Source organism: Nocardioides sp. NPDC057772, assembly GCF_042798075.1.
In the GTDB taxonomy this organism is placed as follows: domain Bacteria; phylum Actinomycetota; class Actinomycetes; order Propionibacteriales; family Nocardioidaceae; genus Nocardioides.
Genome location: NZ_JBHVKN010000063.1, coordinates 5,367 through 25,219, shown reverse-complemented (window position 1 = coordinate 25,219; position 19,853 = coordinate 5,367). Strand labels below are relative to the sequence as shown.

Here is a 19,853-nt window from a genome sequence, read left to right as displayed (position 1 = left end):
CCGGACCTCCTTCAGTCCGCCCGCGATGATCTCGTTGGCCCGGTCCTGGATCCACCGGGTCGCCTCACCCCCTGGCGGAACCACGACCTCGCCGGGCGGAAGAGCGGCCGCGACCCGTTCCTCGACCTCGTCGATGCCGCAGCGCTCGACGACGGCACGGTAGTCGGCCACCCGCTCGGCGAAGAGTTCGATGACGTCGGCGGTCACGAGGGGCGCGGCGTCCCTCGGCGTCGGCGGCTCGGGAAGCTCGACCGCCGAGCCGGCCAGGGCCTCACGGACCCGGGCGAGGATCTCGGTGCGTGCCTCGGTCATGCGTCGTCCTTTCCGCCATTGGTCCGTTGCCACCAGGCCCGGAAGCTCTCCCCCGGCGCCTCGGGCAGGTCGCGCGCGCCGGTCCAGGCGGTGGGGCCGAAGCGGCGCGCGAAGCGCATCCCGAGACCGGTGAGGCGCTCGAGGGCGGAGAGGCGGCGCGAGCGCCCCAGGACGTACGCCGCGCCCTTCATCGCCGCGGCCTCCGGCTTCGGCATCCCCCGCCGGTGGGCGTCGACCACCTGGGCGCGCTGGTCGACCAGGACGGAGGGGATGTCGATGCGTACCGGGCAGACCTCGAAGCAGGCGCCGCACAAGGTCGAGGCGTACGGCAGGGAGTCGGTCTGCTCGTCGTGACCGACACCGCGCAGCAGCGGGTTCAAGATGGCGCCGATCGGACCCGGATAGACCGAGCCGTACGCATGGCCGCCCGTGCGCTCGTAGACCGGGCACACGTTGAGGCAGGCCGAGCAGCGGATGCAGCGCAGCGCCTGCCGGCCGACCTCGTCGGCGAGCGCGCGGGTGCGGCCGTTGTCGAGCAGGACGACGTGGACCTCCTGCGGGCCGTCGCCAGGGGTGACGCCGGACCACACCGACGTGTAGGGGTTCATCCGCTCGCCGGTCGAGGACCTCGGCAGCAGTCTCAGCAGAGGGTCGAGGTCCTCCCAGCGCGAGACGACCTTCTCGATGCCGACCACCGAGACCAGCACCTCGGGCAGGGTCAGGCACATCCGGCCGTTGCCCTCGGACTCCACCACGACCAGCGACCCGGTCTCGGCGACCGCGAAGTTGGCGCCGGAGACGCCGACCTTGGCGCGCAGGAACTTCTCACGCAGATGCAGCCGGGCCGCGGCCGCCAGCACTGCCGGCTCGTCGGTCAGATCCTCCGGCGCCGGCCGGCCCGCGGCGGCCATCCTGGAGCGGAAGATCTCCCGGATCTCGGCCCGGTTGCGGTGGATCGCCGGCACCAGGATGTGCGAGGGCAGATCGTCGCCGAGCTGCACGATCAGCTCCGCCAGGTCCGTCTCCCAGGCCGCGATGCCGTCGGCGGCGAGCGCCTCGTTGAGCCCGATCTCCTGGGTCACCATCGACTTGACCTTCACCACCTCCTCGGCGGCGTGCGCCTTGGCGATCGAGGCGACGATCGCATTGGCCTCGGCGGCGTCACGGGCCCAGTGGACGGTGGCGCCGTTGGCGGTGAGGGTCTCCTCGAGGCGTACGAGCTGGGTCTCCAGGTCGAGCAGTGCTCGCTCCTTCACCGCGGCACCGGCCAGGCGCAGCTCCTCCCAGTCCTCGACCTCGGCGACGACCTTGGCCCGCTTGGCGCGGATGGTGCCGGTCGCGTGGGCGAGGTTGTGGCGCAGCTGGGAGTCAGCGAGGGCCTCCCGCGCGGCCGCTGGGAAGGCCGGCATGCCGACGAACGTGCCGCTCATCGCACCTCTCCTTCGGTCGAGGCGAGGATCTCGGCAAGATGGACGGTGCGCACGCCCGAGCGCTGCCGGGAGAGCACACCGCCGATGTGGGTCAGGCAGGAGTTGTCGCCGGCGACCACGATCTCGGCGCCGGTCTCGCGGATGTGGCGGGCCTTGTCGGCGCCCATCGCGACCGAGGTGTCGGCGTTCTTGACCGCGAACGTGCCGCCGAAGCCGCAGCACTGGTCGGCTCCGGGCAGGTCGACCAGCCGGATCCCGCGCACCGCCTCGAGCAGCCGGCGTGGCCGGTCGCCGACTCCCAGCATCCGCAGCGAGTGGCAGGTCGGATGGTAGGTCACCCGGTGCGGGTAGTAGGCACCGACGTCGGTCACCCCGAGCACGTCGACGAGGAACTCGGAGAGCTCGTAGACCTTGGGACCGACCTCCGCGACGGCCTCCTGAAGGGCCGAGTCGCCGGAGCGGCGGGCCACGATCGAGTGCTGGTGCCGCGCCGAGCCGGCGCACGACCCCGACGGGGTCACGATGGCGTCGTAGCCGGCGAAGGCGTCCACGAACGTACGCACCACCGGGACCGCCTCGTCCAGGTAGCCGGTGTTGACCATCGGTTGCCCGCAGCAGGTCTGCGCCTGCGGGAAGTCGACCTCGACGCCGAGCCGCCGCAGGAGGCGTACGACGGCCTGCCCGGTGCGCGGGTAGAGGGCGTCGTTGATGCAGGTGACCATCAGCGCGACTCGCATCCGGCATGCCTCCTTCGTGTGTTGTGCCATCAAATCAGTTCAGATGAGTCCTGTGCGTACGGCCCGCACGACGGCCTCCACGCTCGTCCCCGCACCGAGCGCGTCGGCAGCCGCCCGCAGGCGCCTCCGCACGGTGCGCTCGGAGACGCCCAGCGCCCGCGCGATCCGCTCGATCGTGTAGCCCCGGGCGAACAGCGCCAGCACCTCCACCTCGTCCTTCGGGAGGTCGGTGGGAGAGGAAGGTCGTACGCCGCCCGAGGCTGCCACGGTTCACTCCTGTCTCAGCGTGGTGATGACGTAGGGCACCAGGCGCACGGGCCCGGCGAGCCCGTAGCTCTGTCGGGCCGCCACCCCGTAGACCGACGGTGTGACGGTGCGCAGCCGGTTGAGCAGGGTCGAGGCGACCTCCACCTCGATCGTGTTGGGGCCGGGGCGCAGCGCGTGGCCGAGGTCGACGACCGGGTCCATCGGGTCGCACGGCGGCAGCAGCTCGCCGTTGACGTGGACGCGGAAGGTGTCGTTGACCTCGCCGAGCTCCAGGAAGGCGCCGTCGTCCGCGGTCCAGTCGGTGCCGAGGTCGACGGTGGTGCGGTAGCGACCGACGCCAGAGGCGTCCTCGAGACCGGCGACCTTGGACCAGGACTGAAGCTCGGCGAGGTCGCGTGCGATGACCTCCTTCGTGGTGGCGAGGTCCTTCGGGTCGGCCGGGTTCGCCGGCTTCCAGTCCTCGAGCTCGAGGCTCCATGACGCCGGCACCACGGGCTCGCGGACCCGTGCGACGGCGACGCTCACCGTGCGCCCGGTCGGCTCGGTGAGCTCGAACGTCCCGGCGGTCGTCGTGCGCAGCGCGACGTTGGCGCCCCGCGCCACCACGGCCTGGCCAGCGGTGGCGACGGGGAGAACGGAGCGGGCCACACCCGCGGCCGGGGCCGCGAGCGCGACCACGGTGGACTGCCCGGGCACGAGGTCGACCCGGACCCGGACCCGGTCGCCGGCGCGCTCGTAGCCGGCGATCCTGGTGACCCGACCGGTCCAGGCGTCCAGCAGCCAGGGGACGGCGGCGCGGTCGGTCGCGGTCAGCCAGATGTCCTGCTGCACCGGGTTGAGCCGCCGGTTCTCGGCGTGCCTGGCGTTGGCGAGGTAGTAGAGGTCGACGTCACCGACGACCCGGCGGACGTGCATCACCGTGGAGTCGGCGTGCTCGACGTCGCGTACGACACCGAGGGCGGCCAGCGCGTTGCCGACCTCCGCCTCGGGGACGGTGCGCGTGGTCGGCAGGGCGCCGATCTGGGCCATCAGCGCACGGACCTCGGCGGTCGCCGCGGCGTCGTCGCGGCCGGCGGCCGTCACCTGCGACCAGTCGCCGATGAGCACGATCGGCAGGCCCTTGCGGCCGAGCGCGACCAGCCGCTTCGCGCCGTCGATCTCGATCGTGAAGGCGTTGCCGCGCAGGTTGTCGGGGCCGACGACGACCGCCTTGTAGGCAGGGCCGTCCGGCGCCAGCCGACCGTCGGCGACGTCGAGACCGTCGAGCGCGAGCAGCGAGGCACTCACGAAGGAGTGCGACCAGCCGAGCTTGGTGCCGTTGTTGGTGATCCACTGCGGGCCGATGCCGGTCGAGGCCCAGCCCTTGTGGCGCCAGAACGCGACGTCGTACTTCGGCGTCCCGGTCTGCAGGACCAGCTGGGTGCGGGCGAGGTAGGCGGCGATGCCGGGGATGTGCCGCCACTGCGGCGTGCGCGGGCCCCAGGCCTCGCCGAAACCGATGGCGTTGTTGTAGTAGGGCGAGAAGGCGGCGAAGCCCGGCCAGGTGACCTCGGGCGCCTTGGCGTAGGGGAAGCCGTGGATCATCAGCTGGTTCACGCCGGCGACGAAGATGCTGTTGATCGTGAACAGCGCCTGGTTCTGTGCGGTGGGGCTGGTGCTGTTGGCGCCCCAGGTCGTGTTGTAGGCGGCGCCGTTGTAGCAGATCGCCTCGCAGGAGAGCACCGTGTGGCCGGCGAGGTCGCGGCCGGCTGCCATGACCCGGTAGTCGTCGAGGTTCTTGAAGCCGAGCGACTCGGTCTCCGGGACGTCGATCACCGCCGCGTGCTGCATGGTGTCGGTCTCGAGCCCGTAGGGCTGGATCCGGATGCCCATGCCGAGCGTCTTGGCGAACTCCTGCATCGGGCGCAGGTGCTGGTCGCGGTAGAGGTCGGAGAGGACGATGTTGTAGTCGTCACGGATCTCGTTGGTGCGCAGGCTGTCCGCGGTCGTGGCGTCGGCGGCGGCCAGGGAGAACTGGTACTTCTCCTCCTTCTCCAGCACGAACGGAAGCCATGGCCGCAGGTCGTAGCCGTGCTTCGCCTGGAACTCGTCGAGGAGGTCGCGGGTCCAGATCGTCGCCTCGGTCTCGATCTCGAGGGAGTCCTCGAAGAGGTGGCCGCCGGCCTTCCGGAGCAGGGTCCGCATCTCGCCGTCGAGCACGCGGTCCTGCCACAGGTCGATCACCTTCTGCGCGCCGCGGCGGCTGAAGTGGTCGACGACGTAGGAGCGTGGCGAGGTGTGCGGGCCGGCCTCGGGCTCCTGGCCCGACCCGCGCTGCCAGGTGGCGAGCAGCACCCAGGTGGCACCGGCCGGCTCGGCCGGCGCGGTCCAGGTGAGGTGGTCGCCGTCGATCTCGCCGCTCAGGTCGAGGTAGGACGCCGGGTCGAGGATCGTGCTGGTGATGTTGTTGTTGCGGTCGCGTACGTAGCCGGTGACGCGATGGGCCTGCACGGTCACCAGCTCGGCGCGGGTCACCGACGACGCCGGCTCGACGACGGGCTCGGGAAGCGCGGCGTCGTACGTCGCCCCGGCGAGAAGCGTCGCCTGCCCGTGCACCAGCTCGGTGCAGGCCGCCTCGTCGTCGGGCGTGATCGTCGGGACCGCGGCGGGCCACGACGGGCCTACCGTCACGTCGATCCGGACCCCGCGCTTCGCGGCCTGGGCGAGGGCCGCCTTCACGCCGGCCACCCAGGGGGCACTCCCCCAGCCGTACGTCGCGACGTCGATGTCGATGTCGCGGGCGCGCAGGCTGTGGGTGACGTCGGCGATCTCCAGCACGCCGAAGCCGGCGTCGGCGACCTGGTCGACCTCGCGGGCGATCTCCACGGGGTCCACCAGGCCGTGCGGCCACCACCAGCGGAAGCCGGCGGCAGTGGCGGTTCCCGGCTTGCGGAACGCCTTGACGAAGCCGTCCGGAAGTCCGGTCGACGCCGCGGCTTCGGCGGCCTGCGCGGGCGTGGTGCCGGTCGCACCGGCGACGGCGGCGGTGCCGAGCGTGGCGGCAGCGGCGCCGAAGAGCGCGCGCCGGCTGAGCCGGGCGGCGGGCAGGGAGTGGGTCATGTCGGGGCCTTCGGGTCGTTCAGGATCGGGAGATGCGGGCCTCGGCGGCGGCCCAGTCGAGGCCGTCGCGCGGCTCGAAGCGGCGTACGTCGTAGGAGCGGCGGACGAGGTCCCGCATCGCGGGCAGGTCGGGCAGGTCGGCCCCGAGAGCACGGCCTTGGACCAGGACGTTGCCGAGCGCGGCCGCCTCGACCGGACCGGCGAGGACCGGCAGGCCGCAGGCGTCGGCGGTGAGCTGGCAGAGCAGCTCGTTCTGCGTACCGCCGCCGACCACGTGGACGACCTCGGGTGAGGTGCCCGCGAGAGCGGCCGCGGCGCGGACGTGGCGGCGGTACGCGACGGCGAGGCTGTCGAGGATGCAGCGGGTGATCGCGGCCGGCGAGTGCGGCACCGCCTCGTCGGACTCCGCGGCCAACGCGGCGATCCGCTCCGGCATCGGGTCGGCCGAGGTGCTCGGGAAGAGCAGCCGCGGGTCGTTGATGTCGACCACCGTACGCAGCGGCTCGAGCTCCGCCGCGGCCGCGATCAGCGGGCGCAGCTCGGCGCCCTGGTAGCGCCGCTCGCTCCAGGACCGCAGCGACTCGGACAGCACCCACAGGCCCATCACGTTCTTGAGGAAGCGGATGGTGCCGTCGACGCCGACCTCGTTGGTGAAGTCGGCGAGCCGGGCCTCCTCGGTCAGCACGGGTCGGTCGAGCTCGAGGCCGACCAGCGACCATGTGCCCGAGGAGATGTAGGCGAAGTCGCGCGTCTCCGCCGGAACCGCGACGACGGCCGAGGCGGTGTCGTGCGAGCCCACCGCGACCACGGGCACGTCGGCCGATGCCCCCAGATCTTCGGCGACGTCGGGCAGCAGCGGGCCGAGGAGGGAGCCCGGGTCCCGAAGGGGAGGGAGGATCCCTTCGGGAAGCCCGAGCTCCTGGCACAGGTCGACCGCCCAGGCGCCGTGGCGGACGTCGTAGAGCTGGGTGGTCGAGGCGTTGGTGCGCTCCGCGCCGACGGCGCCGGTCAGCCAGTAGCCCAGCAGGTCCGGCAGCAGCAACATCGTCTCGGCGGAGTCGAGGGCGGTGGTCCCTCGCGCAGCGACGAGCTGGTAGATCGTGTTGAACGGCAGCTGCTGGATGCCGGTCGTGGCGTAGAGCGTGGCCGCGCCGACCTGGGCGACGACCTTCTCCGCGATCCCCTCGACGCGGGCGTCGCGGTGGCTGAAGACCTGGCCGAGGAGCTGGCCGTCGTGGTCGAGCAGGCCGTGGTCGATGGCCCAGGAGTCGATCCCGATGCCGTGCAACGGTCCGGTCCCGGCGACCTCGCGGATGCCCGCGAGCACCTCCCGGTGGATCCCGAGTACGTCCCAGAAGAGCGAGCCGCGGACACGTACCGCTCCGTTCGGGAAGCGGTGCATCTCGTCCAGCTCGACCCGGCGACCACCGATCCGGCCGGACATCACCCGGCCGGAGGTGGCGCCCAGGTCGACCGCGGCGACGCGTACGGTCACGGGTGGCTCCTCGGGGTCGGCGGCGTCGGTTCGTCAAGGTATGCAGACCAACCTGCGCTTCCCACGGGGAGCTCCGCTTGGGAAGCATCGGGTCGGCTGCATACCTCGATGAACATGCGTGACCCACTCATCGCAAGAACGCCGCCGCGACGCCGGCGTCGACGGGGACGTGCAGACCGGTGGTGTGGGTCAGGTCGGGGCCGCAGAGCACGAAGACGGCGTTGGCGATGTTCTCCGGGAGCACCTCGCGCTTGAGCAGGGTGCGCTGGGCGTAGAACTTGCCGAGCTCCTCCTCCTTGACCCCGTAGACCTCGGCGCGCTTGGCGCCCCAGCCGCCGGCGAAGATGCCGGAGCCCTGGACCACGCCGTCGGGATTGATGCCGTTGACCTTGATGCCGTGCTCGCCGAGCTCGGCGGCGAGCAGCCGGACCTGGTGGGCCTGGTCCGCCTTCGCAGCACCGTAGGCCACGTTGTTCGGGCCGGCGAAGAGCGAGTTCTTCGACGAGATGTAGACGATGTCGCCGCCCATCTCCTGCTCGATCAGCACCTTGGCGGCGGCCTTGGAGACCAGGAACGAGCCCTTGGCCATCACGTCGTGCTGGAGGTCCCAGTCGCGCTCGGTGGTCTCCAGCAGCGACTTGGACAACGACAGGCCCGCGTTGTTGACGATCAGGTCGACACCACCGAAGGCAAGCACCGCGGCGTCGAACATCGCCTGCACTGCGGCCTCGTTCGAGACGTCGGCGGCCAGCCCGACGGCCACATCGCTGTTGCCGATCTCGGCGGCCGCCGCCTCGGCCTTGGCCAGGTCGAGGTCGGCGATCACGACGCAGGCACCCTCGGCGGCGAGCCGCTTCGCGGTCGCCTTGCCGATGCCGGAGGCCGCACCCGTGACGAGCGCGACCCGGGTCGCCAGGGGCTTGGGCGCGGGCATCCGCTGGAGCTTGGCCTCCTCGAGCGCCCAGTACTCGATCCGGAACTTCTCCGACTCGTCGATCGGGGCGTACGTCGAGAGCCCCTCGGCGCCACGCATCACGTTGATCGCGTTGATGTAGAACTCGCCCGCGACCCGGGCCGTCTGCTTGTTCTTGCCGAAGGAGAACATGCCGACACCGGGGACCAGGACGATGAGCGGGTCCTTGCCGCGGATGGCGGGGCTGTTCGCGTCCTTGTGCCGGTCGTAGTAGGCCTGGTAGTCCTCGCGGTAGCTCACCGCGAGCTCCTTCAGCCGGGCGACGCTCTCCTCGACGGTCGCGGTGGCCGGGAGGTCGAGGACCAGCGGCTTCACCTTGGTGCGCAGGAAGTGGTCGGGGCAGGACGTGCCGAGCTCGGCCAGCCGCGGGTGGGCCTCGTGGGCCAGGAAGTCGAGGACCACCTCGGAGTCGTCGAAGTGGCCGACCATCGGCTGATCCGCCGAGGCGATGCCGCGGATCGTCGGCGCCAGGGCCGCTGCCTTCGTACGCCGCTCCTGCTCCGGGAGGGCCGCGTAGCCCTCGAGCGCGGGTCCGAACGGTTCCGCCTTGCTGTGCTCGGCGATGTAGGCGGCGGCGGTGTCGATGATCCAGAGCGAGTTCTTCTCGGCCTCCTCGGAGGTGTCGCCCCAGGCGGTGATGCCGTGGCCGCCGAGGATGCAGCCGACCGCCTGCGGGTTCTTCGCCTTGATCTCGGCGATGTCGAGACCGAGCTGGAAGCCGGGGCGGCGCCACGGGACCCAGACGACCTGGTCGCCGAAGATCGTGGTGGTCAGGGCCTCGCCGTCGGCGGCCGTCGCGATCGCGATGCCGGAGTCGGGGTGGAGGTGGTCGACGTGCTTGGCGTCGACGAGGCCGTGCATGGCGGTGTCGATCGACGGCGCCGCGCCACCCTTGCCGTGCAGGCAGTAGTCGAACGCGGCGACCATCTCGTCCTCGCGCTCGACGCCCGGGTAGACGTCGACGAGCGCGCGCATCCGGTCGAGCCGGAGCACGGCGAGGCCGCTCTCCTTCAGGGTGCCGAGGTCACCGCCGGAGCCCTTCACCCAGAGCAGCTCGACGTCCTGGCCGGTCACCGGGTCGGTCGCGGTGCCCTTGGCGGAGGTGTTGCCGCCGGCGTAGTTGGTGTTCTTCGGGTCGGATCCGAGGCGGTTCGACCGCGCGATCAGGTCTTCAGCGGTGGTCATTGTGTCTCTCTCGTGAGATGGGTCAGAGTTCGGCGATCCGTGCGGCGAACGCGTCGATCGTGGTGGTGGCACCCGGTTCGTCGGGGCGATTGAGATGGCCGTGCTGGGTGCCGGGCTCGATGGTGAAGGCGACGTCGACGCCGGCGGACTCGAGCGTCGCAGCGAAGGCCTCGCCAGAGACACGGAGCTCGTCGACCTCGCTCGCGACGATGACGGTCGCGGGGAAGCCACGGAGCTGCTCGGCCGTCGCGCTGCCGGGGACCGCGACGATGTCGGCACCGTCGACGGGTCCGCCGAGGAGGTTCTCGTACATCACGCGCATCGTCTCGGGCGGGAACTGATCGTTGAGTCCGGCCGCCGCGATCGCCGACGCCAGGTCCGCGGGGACGGGCGGCTGCACGGCGTGCAGCGTCGGGTAGGCGAGCACGGCGAGGGCCGGGACGACGCCGCCGCCCTGCATCAGCCGCACGATGGCGCCGGTCGCGAGGTTCGCCCCCGCGCTCGCGCCGCCGAGTGCGACCCTGGCCGGGTCCGCATCCCACGTGGACGCCTGGTCGCGGGCCCAGGCGAAGGCGAAGCCGACCTCCTCCGATGCGACCGGGTGATGCACGCCGGCTCGCGGCTCGACGTCGGTCCACCGTGATCCGGCCGTGATCGGTGCCAGGGCGTAGTCGACCGATACGACCGTGATCCCGCGGGCGGCGAACGCCTGCGCGACCCAGTCGGCCTCGGGCATGTCGATGTCGCCCGCCGCGAACCCGCCGCCGTGCGCCCAGACGAGGAGCTGGCCGGCCGGGTCCGCGGCCGGGTAGATCCGCACTCTGAGCGGCCCGTGCGGACCGTCGAGCATCTGGTCGGAGGAGGTCATGGGGTCACGCGCCCCAACCGGCCTGGGCACCGCCGGCGCGGTCGATCTCGATCTTCTCCTGGTAGCCGGACTCCAGGAAGGCCCGCATCGGATTCGCCGGGAGGCCGCGCTCCTCGCGCCACCCGCCGAGGTCGGCGCGTACGTCGGTGTAGAAGGCGTCCATGAAGATCTCGTTGGCCAGGAGTACGTCGCCGTCCTCCTGCGCCTGGGCGAGGGCTTCGGTGTCGAGGAGGAGCGCCCGGGCGGACATCTCCTGGACGTTGAGCACCGAGCGGATCTGGCCCGGGATCTTCTTCTCGATGTTGTGGCACTGGTCGAGCATGAAGGTGACGCCGCCCTCCTTCACCGGCTTGAACCCGCCGCCGCGAACGACCTCGACGAGAATGCGGAAGAGCTGGAACGGGTCCGCCGCACCGACGATCAGGTCGTCGTCGGCGTAGAAGCGGCTGTTGAAGTCGAAGGAGCCGAGCTTCCCCAGTCGCAGCAGCTGCATCACGATGAACTCGATGTTGGTGCCGGGCGCGTGGTGGCCGGTGTCGAGGCAGACGACGGCCCGGTCGCCGAGCGCGTTGACCTGGGCGAACGAGGTGCCCCAGTCGGGCACGTCGGTGTGGTAGAAGGCCGGCTCGAAGAACTTGTATTCGAGCACGAGGCGCTGGTCGTCGCCGAGGCGGTCGTAGATCGTCGCAAGGGACTCGGCGAGCCGGTCCTGGCGGCCGCGCATGTCGGCCTGGCCCGGGTAGTTGGAGCCCTCGGCGAGCCAGATCTTCAGATCTCGCGAGCCGGTCGCGTTCATCACCTCGATGCACTCGAAGTGGTGGTCGATGGCCTTCTGCCGGATCTTGGCGTCGGTGTGGGTGAGCGCGCCGAGCTTGTAGTCGTCGTCCTGGAAGGTGTTGGAGTTGATCGTGCCGAGCGCGATCCCCTGATCCTCGGCGTAGGCGCGCAGGGCGGCGTAGTCCTCGACCTTGTCCCACGGGATGTGCAGCGCGACGCTCGGCGCCAGGCCGGTGAAGCGGTGGACGGTGGCCGCGTCGGCGACCTTCTCCTTGGGGGTGCGCGGAGTGCCGGGGGTGCCGAAGACCTTGAACCGGGTCCCCGAGTTTCCGTAGGCCCACGAGGGGACCTCGATCTCGAGGGCGGCCAGGTCGCCCGAGATCTGGTCGAACGTCGTCATCGGAGAGCCTCTTTCTTTGCGAGTCATTCTGAGCCTGTTTTGAAAGGTTTCAACGCGCGCTTCTGACGTTAGTGGCGCGCGTCACTTGCGTCAAGAGATGCGGCGGATTAGGTGCGTTTCATAGACCCGCGCGCGGTGCCAGCCAGGCGAGCTGCTCGGCCACCTGGGCCTGGGCACCACCCTCGTGCTCGTTGTAGTGCCACACCCGGATGTCCTTGTCGGTCACCGCGTAGTGGTTGTACGCGGCAAACACCGTGGACGGCGGGCAGGTCTGGTCGCGCAGCGCGACGGAGAACAGGGCCGGCGCGGTGGCCTGCGATCCCAGGTGGACGCCGTCGAAGTAGGCGAGCGTCTCGAAGACCCGCTCCACCTGGTCGCGATGGGCGGCGAGGTAGCGCACGATCTCGGCGTACGGCTCGTCGTCGGTGATCTCGGTGGCCCTGCGGAACGAGCAGAGGAACGGCACGTCGACCATCGCCGCCATCAGCCCGGGCACGAGACCGGCGACGGCGAGGGTGATCCCACCGCCCTGGCTGCCGCCGGAGACGGTGATCCGGTCGTTGTCGATCTCGGGCAGCTCGCGAGCGACGTCGACCGCACGGACGGCGTCGCCGAAGACCCGGCGGTAGTAGTAGGCCTGCGGGTCGGCGATGCCCTGGGTCATGAAGCCCGGGACCGACGGCCCGGAGCCGCCCTCCGGGTCGGGGGTCGAGCCGATGGCGTGACCGCTGCCCTGGCCGCGAGTGTCCATGACCAGGTGGGCGTAGCCGGCCGAGGCCCAGGTCAGCCGCTCGTGCGGGAGGCCGCGGCCGCCGTTGTAGCCGATGTACTCGACCACCGCCGGCAGCCTCTCCCCCTGCTCACGATGAGCGGGCAGGACCAGCCAGGCGTCGATCCGGGCGCCGCCCCAGCCGGCGAAGGAGAGGTCGTACGTCTCCACGGTGCGCAGCCCGGTCGCGACCCGCTCGCGGTGCACATCCAGAGGGCGGGAGCGCAGCTCGGTCAGCGTGCTCGACCAGAAGTCGTCGAAGTCCGCCGGGATCGCCAGGTCCGGCTTGTAGGACCACAGGTCGTCGAGCGAGAGATCGAAGTGGGTCATCGGGCGTACTCCGGGGCGGGGGCGGATCGATAGGCCGATGGGCGCACGCCCAGCTCGGAGACGCGCACCAGTCGCTGCTCGGCGATGGCGCGGTTGGCGGCGGCCCCGACCAGGACGCTGCGGATGCCGTCGCGGTAGCCCGCGCGCAGGCCCAGCGGGTCGATCTCTGCGCCGCGGAAGAGGTGGTCGAGGAGCAGCTCGTCGCCACCGCCGTGACCGGTGTCGGATTCGGGTACCTCGATGCGGCGAGCGGGCTCCCAGTGGCGCTGCAGCACCAGCTCGGTGCCGAGCGGGCGCACCTCGGCGTCACCGTCGACGGCGTCCGGGCGGGCGCTCGGGTCGACGACCTGCGTGCCGTCGGCGGTGACCTCGGCGCGCTCGACGACGTTCAGCTCCAGCCGTCCCTCGGTGCCGTTGAAGACGGCGCGGTAGCCCTCCCACGGCGAGTGCGCGTTGAGGGAGTAGCTCAGCATCGGGCCGCCCTCGTAGCCGACCAGGAGGGCCATGTTGTCCTCGATGTCGATGCCGTCGCCGAACACGTCCTGATTGCGTACGTAGCCGTCCTCGGCGTGCGCGGCCTCCCCGTAGAGCGCGGCCAGCCGGGGGTCGTCGGCGAGGTCGAGGGCGAACGGGTCGGGGCTGGCGCCACGATGTGTCTCGGCCACCGGTCCCGGACCGTAGAACGCCCGGCGGCCGAGGGCGGCGACGGTGTCGGGGGTGTCGGCGAGCCACCAGTTGACCAGGTCGAAGTGGTGGGCAGCCTTGTGCACGAGCAGGCCACCGCTGTTGGCCTTCTGCCGGTGCCAGCGGCGGAAGTAGTCGGCGCCGTGGACGGTGTCGAGCACCCACTCGAAGTGGACCGAGGTGACCCGGCCGATCGCGCCGTCGAGCAGCAGCTCCTTCACGACGCTGTTGCGCGGCGAGTAGCGGTAGTTGAAGGTCACCACCAGCTCGCCGCTGCTCGCCGCGGCGGCCTCGGCGATGGCGCGACAACCCTCCTCGTCGATGGTCAGCGGCTTCTCGCAGAGCACGTCGAGGCCGCGTTCGAGCCCGGCGATGACGTACTGGGCGTGGAACCGGTCGACCGTGGTCACGATGAGCACGTCCGGCCGGGCCTCCTCGAGCATCCGCTCGAAGGAGCCGTAGGTCGCCGGCGCCGGGCGATCGGGCGCGGTGCGCTCCGCCCAGCGGTCCCGGTAGTAGCCGACCCGGGTCTGGTTGGGGTCGCACAGGGCGACGAGCTCGCCGGCGTCGGCGTGGGAGCCGGCCAGGGCGTCGACGTACATCTCCACGCGGTGGCCGGTGCCGATGATGGCGTAGCGGCGGGTGGTCATGGGGCCGTCCTCTCGGATCAGTCTCTCGCAGGTATCAGGGGAGGTCGAAGGTGCGCAGCCGGCCGCACATGCCGTAGCGCTCGGGCCCGGACCGCGCGGTCGTGGCGGCGACGCTCGCGCCGGCCAGGTGGGTGCCGTCGCCGGCGGCGAGGGAGCGGAGCGCGTCGAGGGTCGCCGAGGTCGTACGCTCCACCCCGTCGCGCACGATCTCGCGCCAGGCGGGGACCCGGCCGGAGACCAGCCGGGCCGCGGCGGCGTGCAGGTCGTCGAGAGCGGCGCCGCCCTCGCGTTCGACCCGGTCGCGCAGCTCGGCGTAGCCCTCGAGGGCGAGATCGCGCCGGGCCCGGGCCGCGGCGGCGACGGTCGCGTCGTCGGTGCTGTCCTCGGACTGGGCGGGCAGGGTCGCCGCGGCCCGGTAGCGCTCCGGGTCGGCCAGCACGTCGGCCGGGAAGGTCAGGACGGCGTCGCCCGCCTCGGGCAGCCCGGCGTTGGACATCACCACGACCAGGCTGAGGTTGCCGTCGTTGACCAGCCGGTGGACGACGCCAGGGGTGAACCAGACGATGGCGCCCGGGTCCAGCCGGTGCTCGGCATAGCCTTCCGCACTCAGCGTCTGTACGCTCCCGGTGCCGCCGACGACGACGTACCCCTCCGCCGAGGCGGTGTGCAGGTGCGGGGTGCCGCTGCCGGCCAGCCCGGCACCGTCGGGTGCGGGCCAGTCGTAGACACGGAGCCAGCTGACCGAGGTGCCGCCGGGGAAGACCGGCCGGGGCGTGCTCATGCGCTCTGCCGATCCTTCGGGGCCGAGTGCTTGAGGGCCGCCCGGCCGAGCTCGGCGAGCGCCTCGCCCCGCTCGGGGTCCGCCTCGCCGTCGGCGATGACGACCGCGTAGCGGAAGCTCAGCGTCGAACCCGGCGGGAACGGGACCTCCTCGCTGAAGAACGGTGCGGGGCACAGCGCCGCGAACCACTCGTTGCGGGCGAACCACTGCGGCGGGTGCACCGGGTTGGTCGCCTCGTCGACCATCACCAGGGACGAGGACGCCGAGGTGCCGTCGTGACGTCCGGAGAAGCCGGCCCACTCGGCCCGCACGCCGCGCAGCTCCTCTCCCCCGGCCCGGCCGGGCAGCAGGATGGTGCCGCCGGTGAAGTCGCGCGGACCGCGCCAGAAGAGACCGCCGTAGCCGGCGTTCTCGCGACCCCTCGTCGTCGGCGAGCCGATGTCGAGGTGGTCGCCGCTGACGTTGGTCATGGTGGTGGCGAAGGTGAGGACCCAGGCGTCCGGCGCCGGCACGCTCACCCCGAGGGCCCGGGACTCGTGGATCACCTCGGCGCCGACGGGCTGCCCGGGCAGCGGCTGCGCGTGCCAGACCAGGTCGTGCGCGAGGCTCACCGCATCCTCGGTGCCGCTCAGCTCGGTGAAGACGGCGTGGTCCATCGAGCCGTCGTTGTCGAGCTGGACGTAGTCCTGCCCGTGCACGTAGGTCGGCCCGCCCCAGAAGTTGTGCTCGCCCACTACGGGCAGGGACCAGGTGATCCCCTTGTGCCAGACGTGGTCGTGCGGGCGGAAGAGGCTGACCAGGTCACCGGCCAGCGTCCGCAGCGGGTGCAGGTAGGGACGCGGCGACTCCAGCTGGACGTCGTCGGGACGGTAGACGTAGCGGAGCAGCGGCACGTCGCCGTACGCCACGGAGACCGCGCTGTCGTCGTGCTCGAGGATCAGGCCCATGGCGCACCACTTCCGTTCATCTTGTCGTAGAAGTCGTGGCCGGGGCCGATGTCGCCGCGGCGTACGACCTGGCCGGTGAAGGCCGAGGCATAGATCGAGGCGACGAGCTCCATCGTCACCCGGGCGTCCTGCAGGCTCACCGGGAGCTTCTCGCCCCGTTCCATCGCCTCCATGAGCGCGGCGACCTGGAACCGGTGCTCGCTCAGCGCGGTGTCCTCGGTCGGCGTCCACAGGTCCAGCACCGCCTCCTCGCCGGGGGCGGGAGTGATCGTCCAATCGCGGTCGGCATAGCCGTAGAGGTGCTCGACCTCGATGGTCGCGCGCTCGGTGTCGATGCGGATCGTGGAGGTCTCCCGCGGGGAGACGACCGAGTTGACGATCGTCGCCATCGCACCGTTCTCGAACCGGACCAGCGCCGTCGAGACGTCCTCGGTCTGGGTGTCGCGCGCCTGCCGTCCGGCCATCGCGGTCACCTCGGACCAGGGCCCCAGGAGCGCGAGCAGCAGGTCGAACTGGTGGATACCGTGACCCATCGTCGGACCACCGCCCTCGACCTCCCACTTCCCCCGCCAGGGCACCTCGAAGTAGGCCGGCGCCCGGAACCAGAGGGTGTCGCAGGTGGCGACGAGCGGGCGGCCGTACGCACCCTCGGCGAGCAGCGCTCCGATGCTGCGGGCGGCGCGTCCGAAGCGGTGCTGGAAGACGACCGCGACGTCCGCGCCGGTGCGTTCGGAGGCTGCGACCAGCTCGTCCATCTCGGCCAGGCTGAGCACCGGCGGCTTCTCCAGGAGCACGGGTACGCCAGCTTCCAGGCACTGCACGGTCAGCGGCACATGGGTGCCCGGTGGGGTGCACACGTGCGCCAGGTCGGGCCGCTCGGCGAGGGCCTCGGCGAGGTCAGTCCCCCACCGGTCGATGTCGTGCTTGGCGGCGAACTCCTCGGCCCGGGCGACGTCGACGTCGATCGCGTGGACGAGGGAGCCGCGTCCCTCCTGGGCGATGACGGCGGCGGCGTGCGCGTGCGCGATCGCCCCGGTGCCGATGACGATGTGCTTGCTGGTCACGACGTCCTTCCTGATACGAATCGGATCTCGACGGAGAGTGCGGCGAAGGCGAGCAACCCTCCGACGACGACGGCCAGCGGGGTGAGCATCCAGACGAGCACGCCGGTGACGCCCACCGCGGAGACCAGCAGAGCCGAGCCGGGCAGGTCCTGGCCCGCCCGGCGGGCCGCGGCCCGGAGCTGAGGCGAGCCCAGCGGCTCGCCGTCCCAGGTTCCCGCCAACCGCAGCGCGACCACCACGACGCCGGCCATCAGCACCACCGTGGCCGCGGCGATCACCCGCCCACCTGGGATCGGGTTGGCGGTGAGGAACCACGCGTTGAAGGCGAGGAACCCGAGCAGCGCCGGGAGCGCTACCCCGGCCTTCCAGAGGCGAGCCATCCCGAGACGTACGTCCCGGAGCAGTGCCCCGACGGAGTCGTCGCCGCCGTCGATGTGACGGCGCAGGTGGCGCGCTCCGGCGGCGATCGCGGGGAGCGCCGTGACGAGCGGGATGCTCGCGACCAGGACCACGACGCCGACGAGCATCGTCTCGGCGAGGAGGGCGAAGCCGGCGGAGTGCACGGCACGGGAGATCGGTCGGGCCATGGCGATCAGCCCTTCAGACCCGAGGTGGCGACCCCGCTGACCAGGTAGCGCTGGAAGACGAGGAAGAAGATCATCACTGGCACCAGCGCCAGGACGGCCATCGCCATCTGTGCGCCGAAGTCGGAGGTCGAGGTCTGGTCGACGAAGAGCCGCAGCGCCACCGGGAGTGTGTAGAGGTTGGGGTCCTTGAGGTAGAGCAGCGGGCCGAGGAAGTCGTTCCAGGTCCAGATGAACCCGAAGATCGACGAGGTCACCAGGGCGGGCTTCATCAGCGGCAGGATGATCGAGAAGAAGGTGCGTACGTGGCCGGCGCCGTCGACGCGGGCAGCCTCGTCGAGCTCGCGCGGCAACGTACGGATGAACTGGACCATCAAGAAGACGAAGAACGCCTCCGTGGCCAGGAACTTGCCGAGCAGCAGCGGCCAGAACGTGTTCACCATGCCGACGTTGTTGAACATGATGTACTGCGGAATGATCACGACGTGGAACGGAAGCAGCAGCGTCCCGATCATCATCGCGAACCACAGGTTGCGGCCCGGGAACTCCATCCGCGCGAACGCGTAGGCGGTGATCGAGGAAGAAAGCACGATCCCGATCACCGAGGCAACCGCGAGCAGCATCGAGTTCTGGAAGAACCTCCAGAAGGTGACGCCGCCGATCCCGTCCATGGCGGTGCTGAAGTTGTCGAGCGTCCACGTCTCGGGGAAGAGGTTGACGTTGCCGACGATCTCCTCGGACGGCTTGAACGCCGAGAGCAGCATCCACACGCCCGGGTAGAGGACGACGACCGCGATGGCGAGCACCAGCAGGTGGTGGCCCAGCGACTTGGCGATCTTGGCCTGCTTCGCCCGACGCGCCTCTGCGTCCGGCGACTTGTGCTGTGCGGCGACTGCGCTCACTTGGACTCACCTCCGTAGTGGACCCACGCGTTCGAGGTCTTGAAGAAGATCGCGGTGATGATGCCGACGACCGCGACCAGCACCCACGCCATCGCGGAGGCGTAGCCCATCCGGAAGTCCTCGAAACCGCGCTGATAGAGGTAGAGCGTGTAGAAGAGGGTCGACCCGGCCGGCCCGCCGGTGCCGTTGGAGATGATCAGCGCCGACGCAAAGACCTGGAACGCGTTGATCGTCTCGAGCAGCAGGTTGAAGAAGATGACCGGGGAGAGCATCGGCAGCGTGATGCTGACGAACTTGCGGACCGGGCCCGCGCCGTCGACCGAGGCGGCCTCGTAGAGCTCGGCCGGAACCTGCTTGAGCCCGGCCAGGAAGATCACCATCGGCGCACCGAACTGCCAGGTCGCGAGCAGGATGAACATCGGCATGGTGAAGGACGGGTTGCCGACCCAGCCGCCGGCCTCGAGCCCGACGCCGCGGCCGAGCCGGTCCACGATGCCGTCGTCGATGAACATCGCCCGCCACACGATCGCGATCGAGACCGAGGCGCCGATCAGCGAGGGAGCGTAGAACGCCGATCGGTAGAAGCCCTGCCCCTTGCGAGGCGCGTTCAGCAGCATCGCGATCGCCAGGGCCGCCATCAGCTTGATCGGCGTGCCGACCAGCACGTAGATCAGCGTCACCTTCACCGACTGCCGGAACTGCGGGTCGCCCGCCAGATCGGCGTAGTTCTCCACACCGATCCACTTGGGAGAGGTGAAGAGGTTGTAGGAGGTGAAGGAGAGGTAGAGGGAGGCCAGCATCGGGCCCGCGGTCAGCAGGAGGAAGCCGAGGAGCCAGGGGCTGAGGAAGGCGTAGCCGGCCAGGGCTTCCTTCCCGGCCCGTCGCCGCTTCCTGGGAGGAGCGGCGACGGGCACGGTCTCGGCCCTCGGTGCCCGCGTGGGCTGCGCCGAGGAGATGGTCATCGTTGGTCCTTCTGGTCAGGTGGTCAGGATCAGCGTCGGGTCACTCGGCCGTGGCCGACTCGGCCTCGGCGAACCACTGCTCGGCGAACTCCTTCTCGGTGACGTTGCCGTAGTCGAGCTCCTGAGCCAGGCGCAGCCACTCCGCCTCGATCGTGCCGAAGCCCTTGATCGCGACCGGGGTGCTCGCGGTGACATCGGGCGTGACGGTCTTCTCGAACTCGGTGACCACCGCATCGACACTGCCCGCCTCCGGCTGCACCGCGTCGCGCTGCTCCTTGTCGGCGCGGACGCCCTGGGACGTACCGAAGATCTTGCCGACCTCCGGCTCGTTGAGCAGGAAGCTGATCAGCTTCGCCGCCTCCTCCGGGTGCTCGGTGTTGGCGCCGGAGGAGTAGAGCATGCCCGGCTTCCAGAACATCTCCTTCTTGCCGTTGTCGCCCGTGGGCAGCGGCAGCATCGTGATGTTCTCGACGCCGACCTCGGCGTCGTACGCGGCCAGGAAGTTGTCCCAGGTCAGCGAGGAGGCCTGCTCGCCGGCCTGGAAGCCGTCGAGCGGGTCGACCTGTACGTCGCGGGCGGCCGGGCGGTCGCCGAGGGCGAGCAGCAGGGGGCCGATGCGACGGCGGACCTCCAGCGG

17 protein-coding genes and 1 pseudogene are annotated in these 19,853 nt (G+C 71.0%); all 18 read right to left on the bottom strand.

The genetic code is table 11. The features are described from left to right. Positions 1 to 312: pseudogene (locus tag ACFVJS_RS13005) on the bottom strand (hypothetical protein); the annotation flags it as partial. After that, on the bottom strand, positions 309 to 1,742 hold the full coding sequence (locus ACFVJS_RS13000) for a lactate utilization protein B (RefSeq protein ID WP_378880485.1): 1,434 nt from the start codon (positions 1,740 to 1,742) through the stop codon (positions 309 to 311). The pseudogene ACFVJS_RS13005 and the gene ACFVJS_RS13000, both read right to left, overlap by 4 nt. Beyond that, a complete protein-coding gene (locus ACFVJS_RS12995) occupies positions 1,739 to 2,509 on the bottom strand; it encodes a (Fe-S)-binding protein (RefSeq protein ID WP_378880483.1) in 771 nt (256 codons plus the stop codon). The genes ACFVJS_RS13000 and ACFVJS_RS12995 overlap by 4 nt, the downstream gene beginning before the upstream one ends. A 9-nt stretch (positions 2,510 to 2,518) precedes the next feature. After that, a complete protein-coding gene (locus tag ACFVJS_RS12990; RefSeq protein ID WP_378880480.1) occupies positions 2,519 to 2,746 on the bottom strand; it encodes a helix-turn-helix domain-containing protein in 228 nt (75 codons plus the stop codon). A 3-nt stretch (positions 2,747 to 2,749) separates the two neighbouring features. Then, positions 2,750 to 5,845: a glycosyl hydrolase gene (locus ACFVJS_RS12985; RefSeq protein WP_378880478.1), complete on the bottom strand. Its 3,096-nt coding sequence runs from the start codon at positions 5,843 to 5,845 to the stop codon at positions 2,750 to 2,752. Between the two features lie 19 nt (positions 5,846 to 5,864). Then, complete coding sequence (locus tag ACFVJS_RS12980; RefSeq protein ID WP_378880475.1) at positions 5,865 to 7,340, bottom strand: rhamnulokinase family protein; 1,476 nt, start codon at positions 7,338 to 7,340, stop codon at positions 5,865 to 5,867. Between the two features lie 127 nt (positions 7,341 to 7,467). Next, positions 7,468 to 9,498 (bottom strand): bifunctional aldolase/short-chain dehydrogenase, encoded by a 2,031-nt coding sequence (locus ACFVJS_RS12975; RefSeq protein WP_378880472.1) that lies wholly within the window; start codon positions 9,496 to 9,498, stop codon positions 7,468 to 7,470. A 22-nt stretch (positions 9,499 to 9,520) separates the two neighbouring features. Further along, a complete protein-coding gene (locus ACFVJS_RS12970; protein ID WP_378880470.1) occupies positions 9,521 to 10,366 on the bottom strand; it encodes an alpha/beta hydrolase in 846 nt (281 codons plus the stop codon). Between the two features lie 4 nt (positions 10,367 to 10,370). Then, positions 10,371 to 11,543 (bottom strand): L-rhamnose isomerase, encoded by a 1,173-nt coding sequence (gene rhaI, locus ACFVJS_RS12965; RefSeq protein WP_378880467.1) that lies wholly within the window; start codon positions 11,541 to 11,543, stop codon positions 10,371 to 10,373. Positions 11,544 to 11,661: 118 nt separating this feature from the next. Then, positions 11,662 to 12,642: an acetylxylan esterase gene (locus ACFVJS_RS12960; RefSeq protein ID WP_378880465.1), complete on the bottom strand. Its 981-nt coding sequence runs from the start codon at positions 12,640 to 12,642 to the stop codon at positions 11,662 to 11,664. After that, entirely contained in the window at positions 12,639 to 13,976 is a 1,338-nt protein-coding gene (locus tag ACFVJS_RS12955) for a Gfo/Idh/MocA family protein (protein WP_378880462.1), read from the bottom strand. The genes ACFVJS_RS12960 and ACFVJS_RS12955 overlap by 4 nt, the downstream gene beginning before the upstream one ends. Before the next feature lie 34 nt (positions 13,977 to 14,010). Further along, a complete protein-coding gene (locus ACFVJS_RS12950) occupies positions 14,011 to 14,757 on the bottom strand; it encodes a cupin domain-containing protein (RefSeq protein WP_378880459.1) in 747 nt (248 codons plus the stop codon). Then, positions 14,754 to 15,704 (bottom strand): PmoA family protein, encoded by a 951-nt coding sequence (locus ACFVJS_RS12945; RefSeq protein WP_378880456.1) that lies wholly within the window; start codon positions 15,702 to 15,704, stop codon positions 14,754 to 14,756. The genes ACFVJS_RS12950 and ACFVJS_RS12945 overlap by 4 nt, the downstream gene beginning before the upstream one ends. Next, complete coding sequence (locus ACFVJS_RS12940) at positions 15,695 to 16,768, bottom strand: Gfo/Idh/MocA family protein (protein ID WP_378880453.1); 1,074 nt, start codon at positions 16,766 to 16,768, stop codon at positions 15,695 to 15,697. The genes ACFVJS_RS12945 and ACFVJS_RS12940 overlap by 10 nt, the downstream gene beginning before the upstream one ends. Further along, positions 16,765 to 17,355 carry a hypothetical protein gene (locus tag ACFVJS_RS12935; protein ID WP_378880451.1) on the bottom strand — a complete coding sequence of 197 codons (591 nt, stop codon included), beginning with the start codon at positions 17,353 to 17,355 and terminating at the stop codon, positions 16,765 to 16,767. Before ACFVJS_RS12935 ends, ACFVJS_RS12940 begins: the two co-directional genes overlap by 4 nt. Positions 17,356 to 17,360: 5 nt before the next feature. After that, a complete protein-coding gene (locus ACFVJS_RS12930; RefSeq protein WP_378880448.1) occupies positions 17,361 to 18,254 on the bottom strand; it encodes a carbohydrate ABC transporter permease in 894 nt (297 codons plus the stop codon). Beyond that, positions 18,251 to 19,216: a carbohydrate ABC transporter permease gene (locus ACFVJS_RS12925; protein WP_378880445.1), complete on the bottom strand. Its 966-nt coding sequence runs from the start codon at positions 19,214 to 19,216 to the stop codon at positions 18,251 to 18,253. The genes ACFVJS_RS12930 and ACFVJS_RS12925 overlap by 4 nt, the downstream gene beginning before the upstream one ends. 40 nt (positions 19,217 to 19,256) lie before the next feature. Continuing rightward, positions 19,257 to 19,853 (bottom strand): hypothetical protein (locus tag ACFVJS_RS12920; protein WP_378880442.1); only part of this gene is annotated, 597 nt, incomplete at its 5' end.